Raw genomic sequence first — 13189 nt, 5'->3', positions numbered from 1 at the left:
TCCTTTCCATTTCCATTGTTTTCATTTTTCAAAGCGGGTATTCACGCAAGCGGAAACCGTCCGGCTGTTGACGCAAAATAAAAAATCCCTCTTCGTGATTAACACGAGGAAGGAACACCTTGGAAAAACGATTCAAATATGAATATGCAAAAAAGCTCATAAATCACGTTTCCGTCATTTACGAGCCTGTCGTTGGTAAGATGGTGCGGTCGAGAGGACTCGAACCTCCACGGCTGTTACACCACTAGAACCTGAATCTAGCGCGTCTGCCAATTCCGCCACGACCGCATATTGAGCGTTGTTTTCTCAACGTCAATGATCAATATAGTACCATGGCGGATAGGACGTGTCAATCGCAATTTATGGCAAGCCCTCTTAAACATGATCATCCGTCCTGGGGACTTCGGCGCACATATCCAACGCGGCGGAGGAAATAATATGCGTCGATTTGCTTCGGATTTGTGTTACAATACAAGCTTGGAACCTGCAATCATCATGGGGAGGTTTAAGGAACCGCAATGCTCATCATCGGCATCGCCGGCGGCACCGGCTCCGGCAAAACGACGGTCGCGCGCTCCGTCATCGACCGCCTGGGATCGGACAAGGTCACGTTCATCTCCCAGGATAACTATTACAAAGACAATACCCATCTTAGCATGGAGGAACGCGAGAAGATCAATTACGACCACCCGCTCGCTTTCGACATGGAACTGCTTGTCCAGCACCTGCATTTGCTGAAAGCGCGCCGATCGGTGCAGGCGCCGCTGTACGATTTCACCATTCACACCCGCTCCGCCACCGAAACCGTCGCGCTAGAGCCGAACAATATCGTCATTCTGGAAGGTCTGCACGTGCTGTTCGACGAGAAATTGCGGGAAGTACTGGACATCAAGGTTTTCGTCGATACGGATCCCGACGTGCGCATCCTCCGCCGGGTCGTCCGGGACATCGAAGAGCGAGGACGGAGCATCCAGTCCATCCATGACCAATATTTGAACACGGTGAAGCCCATGCACGAAGCCTTCATCGAACCCTCCAAGAAATACGCGGACCTCATCATTCCCGAAGGCGGCTACAATCAGGTCGGGATCGAGCTTCTGTCGATCTTGACCGAGAAATATTTGACCGGCGACCGCGCGGCCGCGGGCATTAAGGAATAAGGGAAGGGGAAGACAGCGTTTCTTCCGCTCATAAGGAAGGCCTTCGACCGGTGTCGGAGGCCTTTCCGAGTTATTCCTGCGGTAACGGAGGCTGCTGCGCCATCTCGGCATAAGCGACTTGCGGGGATGCCGGGTCCAGGTCGGATTTGTTGTTCAGATTACGGAGCACCATGGGCATCTTCGCGCCCGCTTCTTTCGCTTGCTCTTCGCGCGGCTTGTCATGCGGGTTGGCCGACGTAAATCTCGCGGCGTCCATTCCGTCCATGATGTTCATTCGGGCGTCCCTCCCCCGGATCTGCGAATCGCTATTAGATTACCCTGAAGAGAGAGATCTCATGCCCATCCTGCGTGTTTCAGTCCGGCGGGCCGGACAATCTCCCGTACAGGAAATCGACGATATGCATCGCTTCCATGCCGGAGCCGTTCCCGTGTTTCATGACGCCCAGCCTCATCTGCAGCAGGCAGCCCGGATTGCTCGTGAGCAAATAGCGGGCTTTCGTCGCGTTCGCGTGCTCCATCTTATGCTCCAGGATTTGTCCGGCCATTTCCGGCTGCGTCACGTTATAGATGCCCGCCGAACCGCAGCAGCGGTCCGCTTCGCGCATTTCGGCAAACGTGACGCCCGCGACCCGCTTCATGAGGTGCCTAGGGGCGTCCGAGCTTCCCATCACGTTGCGCAAGTGGCACGAATCCTGATACGTGACGGTAGTCGTCTCCGCGGCCGATCCTGCGCCGGTTTCCGCGAAATCAAGCAGGCGGCCGCGTTCGGCCAGCAGCCGGCTGACGTCGATGACGCGCGATGAGAACGATGCGGCCAGCTCGCGATATGAGGGATCTTGCTGCAGCAGATGGTCGTATTCCGCCAGCAGAGCGCCGCATCCGCCTGCATTGGATACGATATAGTCGATACCGGCATCCTTGAACGCTTCGAGGTTCCGGCGGGCGAGGTCTCTCGCCGTCTCCAGCTCGCCGCTGTGCGCATGCAGCGCCCCGCAGCAAACCTGATCCCGCGGGATGACCACCTCGAAGCCGGCCTCCGCAAGCAGCTTCACCGTATGGACGTTCGTTTCCGCGAACAGCACGTCCATGACGCATCCCCGAAACAGCGCGACGCGCGCCACCTTCTCTTTGTTTGCCGGGTAGAAGGTCCCGATCCGCTCGATCACGCCCCTGCCGGTGGCCTCCGGCAATATCGACTCCATCTCCCGCAAATGCTCGGGGAACAGCTTCATCATACCGCTGCTCCGAACGAGCCGTCGCAGTCCGGATTTCTGATAGAAGGCGAGCGCTTTCCCGAGCAACCGAAGCCGCCTGCGGCTCGGGAAGATCCCTTGGAACAACAGCCGGCGGACCCCTCGGGCGGCAATGCCGCGTTCGGCGTGATCTTCAATGGCGTCACGGGCCTGTTCGATCAGCTGCCCGTATTTGACGTCCGCGGGGCAGACCGGCTCGCACGCCCGGCAGCCGAGACAATGGTCCATCTGGTCCCGAAACGCTTGATCCGGTTCCATCAGACCGTCCGCGACGGCCTTCATGAGGGCGATGCGCCCCCGAGGGGATTCCGGCTCCACGCCGGTTTCGCGAAAAGTGGGACAAGCCGGCAGACAAAATCCGCAGCGCATGCAATTGGTCAGCTGATCGTAATCCAGCTTGGCGAGCAACGTCCTGGACAGCGGATGGGCGTGGTCGATCGCCGGTTTCTTCGGTACCGCAGATGCGGCGGCCTTCGCCTCAGCCATGATCGATCACCACTCGTTTCCTCGCGGCTTTGGCGAATACTTTGCCGGGATTGAGCAGCTGATGCGGATCGAACGCGTTTTTGATGCCCCGCATGACCTCAATGCCCGCCGCGCCGACTTTCCATTCCAGAAAAGGGGCTTTTACCACGCCCACGCCATGCTCTCCGGTAATCGTTCCTCCGAGCTCGATCGCCGCTTCGAAGATTTCCTGGAACGCCTGTTCGACGCGGTGAATCTCTTCCCGGTCCCGGGCGTCGGTCGTTGCCGTCGGATGCAGATTGCCGTCTCCCGCGTGGCCGAACGTGGCGATCGAAACCCCATGCTTCCCGGCGATCTCGTTGATCCGGAGCACCATGTCCGCAATCCGCGAACGGGGAACCGTCGCGTCCTCCAGAATCGTCGTCGGCCGGATCCGGGCCAGCGCCGTGAACGCGCTGCGCCGCGCCGTCAGCAGCTTCTCCGCTTGCTCCCGGTTCTCCGCCACCTCGATCCGGTCGGCGCGCTCCGACTCGCAGATTTGCCGGATCCGTCCGATGTCGCGTTCGACCGTTTCCGGTTCCCCATCCTGCTCGATCAGGAGAATCGCCTCCATGTCGCGCGGGAGTCCCAGCTTCGCGAAATCGTCCACCACCCGGATCGTCGGGTTGTCCATGAACTCCAGCGTTGCCGGGATGATCTTCGCCTCGATGATGCGGGATACGGTCCGGGCTGCCCCGTACAAATCCTTGTACATCGCGAGCATCGTCTTCTTCGCGGCCGGAGGCGGCACCAGCTTCAGCGTCGCTTCCGTGATGATGGCGAGCGTGCCTTCCGAGCCGACCAGCAGCTTCGTCAAATCGTAGCCTGCCGCGTCCTTCATCAGCTTGCCGCCCGTGCGGATGATTTCGCCGCTGGCGAGCACGGCCTCGAGGCCGATCACGTAGTCTTTGGTCGTGCCGTATTTCAGCCCCCGGAGCCCGCCGGAGCCTTCCGCGATGTTGCCCCCGATCGTTGAAATCTTCATGCTGCTGGGATCCGGAGGATAGAAGAGTCCGAGCGATTCGACATGGGCGTTGAACGCGGCCGTGATCATCCCGGGTTGCACCGTGGCCGTCAGGTTCTCCAAGTCGACTTCCAGCAGCCGGTTCATCCGGTGCATGACCATGACGACGCCCCCTTCGACGGGAACCGTGCCCCCGCACAGGTTGGACCCCGATCCCCGGGCAATCAACGGCACTCGATGCTCCGCAAGGGCTTTCATGATCTCCGACACCTGCGCGGTATCCGCGGGATAGATCACCCCGTCGGGCAAGCTCTGGAGCATGGGCGTCCCGTCGTAGGAGTGGGCGACCAAGGCTTCCGGATCGTCCCGGTAGTGCTTCTCGCCGACGATTTGCCGCAGCCGCCTCGTAAGCGCCGCGTCGAGCATGGATAACTCCTCCCCCAAAATAGATCAGGTCATCTGATGACTTTGGCAACATTATAGGATAAACTTATGCTACTGTATAGATAAGATGGAGATATTTACAGGATCGGGAGGCTTTCTTTTCCGTGAAAATCGAAACCCAAAAAGGCCACGAAATCGTGGCGGAACATCTTCTCCGCCGGATTCGCGAGGGAGAATGGCAAGCCGGACAGCGGTTGCCTTCGGTCGTGGAGCTCGCCGAGAGCTACGGCGTCGGTCGATCCACGATCCGGGAAGCCGTGAGCGCCTTGAAGGCGACGGGCTGGCTGGACGTTCGCCAGGGAGGCGGAACGTTCGTCAAAACCGTTTTGCCGAACGAGGCGAGAACGGGAGCCGATCTTCTTTTCCAAGGCGCCGAATCTTTGATCGAATTGCTGGAGGTCCGCAAAGCGCTGGAGGTCGAAGCCGCGAACCTGGCAGCAGGCAGGCGAAGCGCAGTGGATTTGCGCCGGTTGCGTGAGCTGCTTGCGGTGATGGAGCGAAGCTTGGAGGGCGGGGATACGTCCGAGGGAGAACGTGCCGATGCCGACTTCCACATGGCCATCGCCGCGGCATCGGGCAACTCCCTCCTGTTGCAGTTGATGGAGTCCTTGTCGGAACGTTTCGCCGGGTCGATCCGGCAAACCCGCGAATTGTGGTTTTACGGGGAAAAGGCGACCGCTTCGCGTTTGCTCGGGGAACATCGGATGATTTACGAGGCGATCGAGAAGCAGGACGGAGCTCTTGCGGCAGAACGGATCTCCGGCCATCTTCTCAAGGTGGAGCAGGTTCTGAGAGGCGTTTTGACGAGTTAGAGACAACGCTGTCCATGCACTTGTCGATGACGCGGCACGGGCATTGACTCATCCAAAACGAATACAAATCGTTGTGAACGCATGCATATGAAATATTGCCATGAAACAAGTAAAAACGACTTCGTCGTCCTGCAGGGACATAGAATGTCGTTTTTAACGAAGATCATTCGGAAATGAATAGGCGTGAAACTTATAAATTCTGAATTATCAAAAAAGAAGCCTTGAATATCAAGGCTTCCGGAAACTTATGTATGGTGCGGTCGAGAGGACTCGAACCTCCACGGCTGTTACACCACTAGAACCTGAATCTAGCGCGTCTGCCAATTCCGCCACGACCGCATGCCACTTGTGAAGGCGCTCGGCAGAACCTGTCGCAATCACGAGACTTATCATAGCATGGGCCGAGAAGCCAAGTCAAGCCGGATCCGAAAGTTCAAATTTTCAGTCATCTGTCTCTCAATAGCTGGGAGAAACCGCGCCTTCCGAGCCGTATTCGACGTTCATCCGCCCGATTTCCCCGGCGAATTCCGTGTCCTGCAAATAATCCTGCATTCCCCCGAAGGACGGTTCCGGAGCCGCATGCCTTGCGTGCCCCTCCAACGCCCCCTGAACGCGAATCACGCCTTGCGACATCGCGTGCCCGCTTGCCGCGGCTGCCGCGACGGCCGCCGCCTCCATGATTTGCCGGTCTGTCGCCCCCTTGGCCAACGCTTCCTGCACATGATAATAAGTGCATACCTCATTGTTGGCGAACATGGAGATCCCAAGCGCGATTAACTGTTTCGTCCGTTCGTCCAGCTCCCCGGCGGCAAAACATTCTCCCGTGAATCCGTGGTACGCTTCGGCCACGTTCGGGAGCGTGCCGGCCAGCGCCGTCACTTCGTTTTTGTATCGAACCACTTTGTCCGTCGAAACCTCCATGCGGCAATCCCCCTTCCTTGACACCTAATCTTCCACAAGGAAGGGCCGGCCATACCCGGTTATTCCCCGATATCCCACGTCCGGGGCTCGTCCGCCGGCAGAATCCGGTATTTGCGCTCCACCTTCACGACGCGCCGGTTGGGACGCCTGATGAGGACGCTCGCGTCGTCCCACGCGACCACGATCCCGACGACGTCGTTCTGCTCGAGGGCGTCGCGGATGACCCTGACTTTCGTGCCTTCGATCCTGAATTGATCCAATTGCGCTTCGTCCATTCGAGTCCCTGCCTTCCCAACAAGTTAAAAGCCCGCGGAACGGAGGTTCCACGGGCCTTAAGCAACTGCAGCGTCCTGGATCATTACCCGACGTGCTCCATCGAATCGTTCGTCTCGTACCAATCGTCCAGCACTTTGCCGGACATGACGCGCCCGCGGACGTACTCCGCCTGGCGCTCGGTGAAGCGCTCCGCCCAAGGAATCTCGAGCTCCTCGCACATCTTCACGACGGTGAGCAATTCCGACCACGCGACATAACGTTTGTACCAGAAAAATTGCGGGTGTTCGATCATGTAAGGATACAGATCGTCGAACTCCGTATGTTTGCAGTCGAGCGCGCGCTCGAAATGGACTTTGGCGTCTTCCAACTTATGCGCGAAAAATTCGACGGACGGCTGAATGTTTCCCATTTGCTGCTCGCCTCCCCCTGCAAGTTCCCCTCTATTATACGTGATCCCGAGCGGAACGAAAAGGGTGTTTCACCCCGGACGGGTTGAACGATGCCTCTTATTCGCCGAACGAGATCACGCCGTTGTCGAGCGACTTGATTTTCACCAGCGTCTCGAGCCGGTAGCCGAGCTCCCGCAGCGTTCGTCCACCCGCCTGGAACGATTTCTCGAGCACGATGCCGATGCCCGCCAGTCGCGCGCCCGATTGCTCGACGATCCGGATCAAGCCGCGCGCGGCGTCTCCGTTCGCGATGATATCGTCGATGAACAGGGCGGAATCGTCCGGTCCGAGCAAGTGGCGGGAGACGATTAAATCGGTTACGATCCCTTTCGTAAAGGAAGGCACCCGTTCGCAATACGCGTCCGGCTCGCCGAGCAGCGTCCTCTTGCGGCGCGCGAAGACGAGCGGCACGCCCAGCTCCAGCGCGGTCGCGAACGCGACCGGAATGCCCGACGACTCCACCGTGATCACTTTCGTCACGGTTTCGCCGGCATACCTGCGAGCGAATTCCCGGCCCATTTCCATCGTCAGCTGAGGATCGACGCCGTGATTCAGCAGCGAATCGACCTTAAGCACGTCGGCATTCAGGACGCTGGCTTCCTTCAGAAGCCTCTCCTTCAAAATGTCCACGGTTCCACCCCGCCGTTCTTTTTCCGTTTAACGTACCATATCCTGCTTGAGTTGCGCAACCGTTTGTACCCGATCTTGTCCGAACCGCGGGGCGGGTGCTATAATTTTCTAAATCTTCGAAGGGGGCTGTAAGCTCATGAACGAACGTCCGAAGCCGGAAGAATATGGAGGGCATTTCGGCACTTATATCGGCTTGGTGCCGGAAGGGAACATCCTTGACATCTTGGCCGGGCAAGAGAAGGAATTGGCAGAGCTGCTGTCCTCCTTGTCCGAGAGCCGCGCGGATTACCGGTATGCGGAGGGGAAATGGTCGATCAAGGAAATCATCGGCCATGTTACGGATACGGAGCGCGTCATGGCGTACCGTCTGCTCCGGATCGCGCGGGGGGACAAGACGCCGCTCCCGGGTTTCGACCAGGATCTCTTCATGGAGCACTCTCCGTTCGGCAATTGGAGCCTGGAGCAGCTTGCGGATGATTATCGGGCGGTGAGGCAGGCGACGTTGACGCTGCTTCGCGGTTTGCCTGAAGAAGCCTGGTCCCGCAAAGGTACGGCCAACAACATCGGCATGACGGTCCGCGCGTTCGCGAACGTGATCGCCGGCCACGAGAAGCATCATGTCGCGATCATTCGGGAGAAATATTTGAAGTAGACGGAGTATCGAAATGACGGAAGGCGTTTAAATTGGCAACCAATTTGAGCGCCTTTTTTGTTTGCTATGAACCTAAGGCTTCGTAAAGGCGGTCGATTGATTTGGGGAGCGTTACGCGTTACCGTTTAGCTGATTCAACGAAGTTGACAGAACTTCCGCCGTTTCCTTTAACCTATCTTTGGCTTTTGTAGAGTCGATGGGTTCTACCCAGCTAAAACCGTCGGCATGATAACGAGGGAAGACATGCATGTGATAGTGGGTCAAATCATTAAATACACCATTATTTTGGATGATCGTGATTCCATCAGGCTTGTACTGCACTTTTAGCAACTTAGAGAGCATCTTGGATGCCTTCATGATTTCACTAGCCGTTGCTTCATCCAAATCATCGACATCATGATAGTGCCGTTTCGGAAGTATTAGAATGTGCCCTTCATTCAATGGCGCAAGATCAAGAATACAAGCAACGAATTCATTTTCATAGACAGTGTGCGTGTCAATCTTTCGATTTGCCAGCTTACACCCTAAGCATGGAGTCTCCGTCATCATATTTCCCCCTAGATTGCGTCATGATTCGAAGAGGCGGATCATGACATCCTTTGCGCACACCCCGAAAACTTATTCATATAAATAAAGGAGACGGAATTCGCGTTGACGCGGTTTCCGTTCCTTGCCGTTTGGATGGCATGTCCGCAGCAAGCGCCTCATATCTTGTTAGGAAGAGCGGACAAGACAAGGGGGAGCCTGCGGACGTGAAAACGTGGTGGCGAAGCTTGCAGGTGGCGTTTACGTTTATCGGAACCGTCGTGGGCGCCGGATTTGCCTCCGGCCGGGAAGTCATGCAGTTTTTCACGCGATTCGGCGAGTGGGGGCCGCTGCTGATTCTGCTTGCCACGCTGTTCTTCGTCTGGATCGGCTCGAAGGTCATGCTGCTGGCGGCGGAAATGAAAGCCGCTTCCTATGAGGATCTGAACAAGCATCTGTTCGGCGACAAGGGCGGCCGGCTCGTCAGCCACCTGATGCTGTTCCTGCTGCTCGCGGTCAACGCCGTCATGCTGGCGGGGGCCGGCTCCATTTTCTCCGAGCATCTGAACCTGAACTACCAAACCGGCCTTCTGCTGACGATGTTCGCATGCTTCATGCTGCTGCGCAGGGGCATATCCGGTATCTTGACGATTAACACCCTCGTGGTTCCGATCATGATCGTGTTCACCGCCGTTTTGATGACCGACACGCTAATCAGCCCTGGAAACGGCCGCTGGTTGTCGCTTTCAACGGATGCGTCTCCGTGGGCCGCCGGTTTGTCCCCTTTCTTGTACGCGGCCTTTAATCTCTCTATGGCTCAAGCCGTCCTTGTCCCGGTCGGCTCGCAGATCGGCGATCCGAAGATCCTGCGGCGCGGCGCATGGCTCGGCGGAATCGGCATCGGGCTGCTGCTGCTCGCCGGCCACCTGACGTTGTCGGCCCGCATGCCCGGGATCGCCCGGTTCGACATTCCGATGGGCGGAATCGCGCTCGAATTCGGCGCCTGGATCCATTGGACGTATATCCTGCTCATTTTCTTCGAAATCTTCACCACGCTCGTCGCCGACATCTACGGCCTGACGACCCAGCTGCGGGAGAGAACCCGCATTCCGGAATGGATGCTGACGGCCGGTTTGCTGATCGTTTGCTTCTTCGTGGGACAATTCGGTTTCGGCCCCTTGCTGTCGACGCTGTATCCGCTGTTCGGCATGCTCAGCCTGGGCTGGCTGTTCCTGATGAGCCGGGACCGCGCGCTTCGGAACGGGGCTCCTCCCGCCGCGCCTCCCAGTCGATGACGCGCGCGGCGGGCAAATCGCGGCGAACGGCTTCCGCGACATGGCGGTGGCAAGTGAACAGGATGACCTGCCGGGTTCGCGAAATTTCCGCCAGTACCGGCACCGTTTGACGAAGTCGCCGCTCGTCGAAATGGACGAACAAATCGTCGAGAAGAAGCGGAAGCGGCACGTCCTTCGAAGCCGCGTCCGCCAAGGCGAAGCGCATGGCCAGGTACAGCTGCTCCTGGGTTCCGCGGCTGAGATAAGCGCTGTCGATCCATTGGCGGTCCGTTGTCTCCGCGAGTACGGAGGGCGTATCCGCCGGCACTGCGATCCGGGTGTAGGCTCCTCCCGTCATCGCCGCGAAATAGCGGGACGCCAGCCGAAGCACCTCGGGCTGCCGTTCTTCCTCGTACACCGCCTTCGTCTCCTGCAGCAGCCGGTCGCTGACGGCCAAGACGGCATATCGTTCCGCGAGCCGTTCCAGCTTGCCTTCCCATTCCGCCAACCTCAGCAGCCGGTCTTCCGAATCCGCATCTTCTCGCAGCCGCTCGAGCTCCCGGCCCAAACGGCCCTTGCGGTCGAGCAGCTCCGTGCGTTCCCGTTCCGCGGCCTGCCAAGCCTCTTCGGCATTCCGGCATAACGCCGACAACGACGCTTCGTCATGACTCTCGAGCAGCCCGTACAGGGAGGCCGCCGCCTCTGTCGTTCGCCCCGCTTCGATCCGCAGCTCGATTTCCCTTCTCTCTCTTGTCAACGCCCGCCTTCGCTCATCGATCCGAAGCCGCTGCGCGTATTCAGCCTCGTCCGCCGCGCCCGCTTGCCGGAGTACGGCGAGCATTCCGGCTTCCGCTTCCCCGCAGGCGAGCCGGGCTTCCGTCTCCTCCGCTTCCGCTTCCCGGAGGGCTCGATCGGCGCGTTCCGCCTGTTCCTTCACCGCCCGCTGCTCTTCCGCAAAGCGATACAGCCAGCTTACCGCAAGCACGGGATCGGATGCCAGGGAAGGCGGCGGCGGATAGGCGGCGAACAAAGCCGCCCCCGTCTCCCGGAAGGCGGACTGGTACTGCTCCAAGGCGTGCCGGCGCTCCACCGCTCTTGCCCGGCGGCGCAATGCCGTCTGCGCTTGTTCGGCGAGCCCGAGCAGCTCCGGCAGGCTGTCCGGAGCAAGAGAGAGCGGCAGTTTGTACGTTCGCACCCACTCCGTCCACTCCGCCTGCAGCTCTTCCGACCGGGACGCGTTCCGTTCCAAATCCATCCGCAAAGCTTCGAACTCCCGGTCCAATTCGGAGAGCCTGCGCTGCCATTCTTGCTCGCGTACGGCATCCAACTCGCTGCGCTCCAGCGCGGCGAGCTTGTCTTGAACCGCCTGACGCATACGCCTCCACGCCTCGTCGGACAACGGCTCCGCTGGGTCCGGCTCTCCTCCGAACAGCGCTTCCGCCGCCTTCACGGGATCCGCGAACAGCTCGCGGAGACGCTCCTCCGCGCGCCGGCGGGATTCCGCCGCCCGCTCGGCCAGCCGGATCTCCCCGGCCGGCGAGGAAGGCCCCTTCCCTTTCTTGCTTCCCGTCCAGCCGGCTGCGGCGGAGAGAGCCGCCATCGCGGCGGCCCCCGCCAGGAAAGCCGGAGCGGCTGCGGAGGTCGGGAACCCGAGCATGGCTCCAGTCACCAGCAGAATCGAAGCAGCTCCCGCCAAGATCGATACCGCGATTCGAACGATTCTTCCGGAAGCCTGCGCGCTTCCTGCTCCGCGTGCCCCCGCTGCGCGTCGGCGTTCCGGCACTCGGGCTCCCCCGTACTCGGCGGAAGCGGAGGACGGGACTTCGACCCCGGACAGCATCGCATCGTAACGTGCCCGCGCGAGCATACGCACTTCGTCCTCAAGCGCATTCCAGGCGAGCTGGAGCGATTCCCGCGATTGCGGGCGGAAAGGACCGAACGGGCTCGCTTCCGCTTCGGATTCGAGACGATGCGAAGCTCGCGCGGATCCGCCCTGCCGCGACGACTTCATCTCGGCACGCAGGGCTTCGCGCTGCCGCCGGATCCGCCCAGCATCCGCTTCCAACCGTTCGTGCGCCCGTCCGGCTTCCTCCCAGGCCTGCTGCAGCCGACGAAGCGGCTCCCGCTCCGCGGTTACGGCCGCGAACGCTTCCAAGTCCGTCTCATGCCAGTCCGGCGACAGCCTCCGCAACAGCGTTTCCAGGGCATCGTCCAGCAGCCGGAGCTCGGAAGCGACGGATTCGCTCTCCTCCGACCTGGCCGCGGCCGCTTCCCGCATCGCCTCGAGCTTGTCCAGCTCGCCTGCGTGCGTCAGCAGGCGTTCGTCCCACCGGAGCCCTTCCCGTTCCTTGCGGCGCTCCCGGACAAGCGCTTCCGTCTTCCGGAGCCGCGCGTAAGCCGTCTCCTTCCGCTCCAGCCAGACGGCCCATTCCGCCGCCGCTTCTTCCGGCAGCGGAGGAGCGGCCGGGTCCGGCAGGCGGAGAGCCCATTCGCGCTCCTCGGCCAACAGCACCCGAAGCCGCAGCCAGAGCTCGCGCGCGTCCAAGGCGCCGCGCGCTTCGGCTGTCTTCTCCGCGAGCCGGGGAATGGCGATGTCCAGCTCTTCCAGCCGCGCACGCACCCTCGCAATTTCCATGGAGGCTTCCTGAAACGCCGCGACCGCGCCGCGGCTTTGCCGGATCTCGGCCTCGATCTCCTGGATGAGGGCGAGCAGCCGGTTCATTTCCTGGTTTGTGCCCTTCGGACGGTAGAGCTTGTCCATTTCCCCGGCGAGCTTGCGCCTCGCTTCCGCCAGCGAAGCCCCTCCGGCCAGGCCGGCATGGTACAGGAAATTGCCGATCTCGTCCCCCTGCAGCGTCAGCAGCTCGTGCAGCTCGTCGAGCGACACCGAGAACAGCTGCCGGAACAGGCGTTCCGATACGCCGCCTAGGACATGCCGCTCCCACTCGGCTTGCGTCCACCGCAGCTCGTGCCCTTCGGCGTCACGGACGAGTGGTCCACTCGGCGCTCTGCGCCCTCGTCCGCTGCCGTCCGCGTACCGTTCCACGGCCAGCACCCGTCCGTCCCGGGCCAGAACGGACATCCGGCCGCCGTGCCGACCGCCGTTAACGGGCTCGCCCCTTTCGACCGGGTCTTTGCGCGTCGGGATTCCGTAGAGCATGCTGCGGATGAAACGAAGCAGCGAGCTTTTGCCCGCTTCATTGGGACCGAACACGACCGTGACCGGCGTTTCGAAGGTTACGGCTGCGTTCCGCAGCGGGCCGAACCCTTCCGCTCGAAGCTCGCGTATGTACAAAGTCCGCTCCTCCTTCCCCGCCCGCGGGCT

Annotated in this window: 12 protein-coding genes, 2 tRNA genes and 1 pseudogene; 4 read left to right on the top strand and 11 right to left on the bottom strand. The window is 60.3% G+C overall.

Going from position 1 to position 13189, the window contains the following annotated elements:
• Positions 1-201: 201 nt before the first annotated feature.
• Positions 202-288 (bottom strand) — tRNA-Leu (locus GE107_RS03560).
• Positions 289-518: 230 nt separating this feature from the next.
• Between GE107_RS03560 and udk the strand changes: the two genes are divergently transcribed.
• Positions 519-1160, top strand: a complete 642-nt coding sequence (gene udk, locus GE107_RS03555) for a uridine kinase (RefSeq protein WP_219638118.1) — start codon at positions 519-521, stop codon at positions 1158-1160.
• A gap of 70 nt (positions 1161-1230) precedes the next feature.
• Here the strand turns inward: udk and GE107_RS03550 are convergent, their stop codons facing one another.
• The 3 genes from GE107_RS03550 to GE107_RS03540 form a co-directional block, all read right to left on the bottom strand.
• A complete protein-coding gene (locus tag GE107_RS03550; RefSeq protein ID WP_219638117.1) occupies positions 1231-1434 on the bottom strand; it encodes a hypothetical protein in 204 nt (67 codons plus the stop codon).
• A gap of 79 nt (positions 1435-1513) precedes the next feature.
• Positions 1514-2899: a (Fe-S)-binding protein gene (locus GE107_RS03545; protein WP_219638116.1), complete on the bottom strand. Its 1386-nt coding sequence runs from the start codon at positions 2897-2899 to the stop codon at positions 1514-1516.
• The gene (locus GE107_RS03540; protein ID WP_219638115.1) at positions 2892-4307 is read right to left on the bottom strand and encodes an FAD-binding oxidoreductase; all 1416 of its coding nucleotides are present in this window, start codon (positions 4305-4307) and stop codon (positions 2892-2894) included. Before GE107_RS03540 ends, GE107_RS03545 begins: the two co-directional genes overlap by 8 nt.
• A 122-nt stretch (positions 4308-4429) precedes the next feature.
• Here GE107_RS03540 and GE107_RS26965 point away from each other — a divergent pair, with 122 nt between their 5' ends.
• Positions 4430-5137: a FadR/GntR family transcriptional regulator gene (locus GE107_RS26965; protein WP_219638114.1), complete on the top strand. Its 708-nt coding sequence runs from the start codon at positions 4430-4432 to the stop codon at positions 5135-5137.
• A 252-nt stretch (positions 5138-5389) separates the two neighbouring features.
• On the opposite strand, the gene GE107_RS03530 is transcribed toward GE107_RS26965, so the two are convergent.
• The 5 genes and pseudogenes from GE107_RS03530 to GE107_RS03510 form a co-directional block, all read right to left on the bottom strand.
• Positions 5390-5476: transfer RNA gene (locus tag GE107_RS03530), tRNA-Leu, on the bottom strand.
• A 258-nt stretch (positions 5477-5734) separates the two neighbouring features.
• Positions 5735-6058: pseudogene (locus GE107_RS03525) on the bottom strand (carboxymuconolactone decarboxylase family protein); the annotation flags it as partial.
• 59 nt (positions 6059-6117) lie between these two features.
• A complete protein-coding gene (locus tag GE107_RS03520) occupies positions 6118-6333 on the bottom strand; it encodes a hypothetical protein (protein WP_219638112.1) in 216 nt (71 codons plus the stop codon).
• A gap of 83 nt (positions 6334-6416) precedes the next feature.
• A complete protein-coding gene (locus GE107_RS03515; RefSeq protein ID WP_219638111.1) occupies positions 6417-6743 on the bottom strand; it encodes a hypothetical protein in 327 nt (108 codons plus the stop codon).
• Positions 6744-6840: 97 nt separating this feature from the next.
• Positions 6841-7413, bottom strand: a complete 573-nt coding sequence (locus GE107_RS03510) for a xanthine phosphoribosyltransferase (protein ID WP_219638110.1) — start codon at positions 7411-7413, stop codon at positions 6841-6843.
• A gap of 136 nt (positions 7414-7549) precedes the next feature.
• Between GE107_RS03510 and GE107_RS03505 the strand changes: the two genes are divergently transcribed.
• The gene (locus GE107_RS03505) at positions 7550-8065 is read left to right on the top strand and encodes a DinB family protein (protein WP_219638109.1); all 516 of its coding nucleotides are present in this window, start codon (positions 7550-7552) and stop codon (positions 8063-8065) included.
• A 111-nt stretch (positions 8066-8176) separates the two neighbouring features.
• On the opposite strand, the gene GE107_RS03500 is transcribed toward GE107_RS03505, so the two are convergent.
• Positions 8177-8614 carry an HIT family protein gene (locus GE107_RS03500; protein WP_219638108.1) on the bottom strand — a complete coding sequence of 146 codons (438 nt, stop codon included), beginning with the start codon at positions 8612-8614 and terminating at the stop codon, positions 8177-8179.
• Positions 8615-8817: 203 nt separating this feature from the next.
• On the opposite strand from GE107_RS03500, the gene GE107_RS03495 reads away from it, so the two are divergent.
• Positions 8818-9885, top strand: coding sequence for a YkvI family membrane protein (locus tag GE107_RS03495; RefSeq protein WP_219638107.1), 1068 nt, complete (start codon positions 8818-8820; stop codon positions 9883-9885).
• On the opposite strand, the gene GE107_RS03490 is transcribed toward GE107_RS03495, so the two are convergent.
• A complete protein-coding gene (locus GE107_RS03490) occupies positions 9803-13159 on the bottom strand; it encodes an AAA family ATPase (protein ID WP_219638106.1) in 3357 nt (1118 codons plus the stop codon). The two genes, GE107_RS03495 and GE107_RS03490, sit on opposite strands and share 83 nt — an antisense overlap.
• Positions 13160-13189: the final 30 nt, after the last annotated feature.

It is taken from the genome of Cohnella sp. CFH 77786, assembly GCF_019400745.1.
In the GTDB taxonomy this organism is placed as follows: Bacteria; Bacillota; Bacilli; order Paenibacillales; family Paenibacillaceae; genus Cohnella.
Note: the sequence above shows the minus strand (reverse complement) of the source record. Positions and strands in the feature narration are given on the sequence as shown.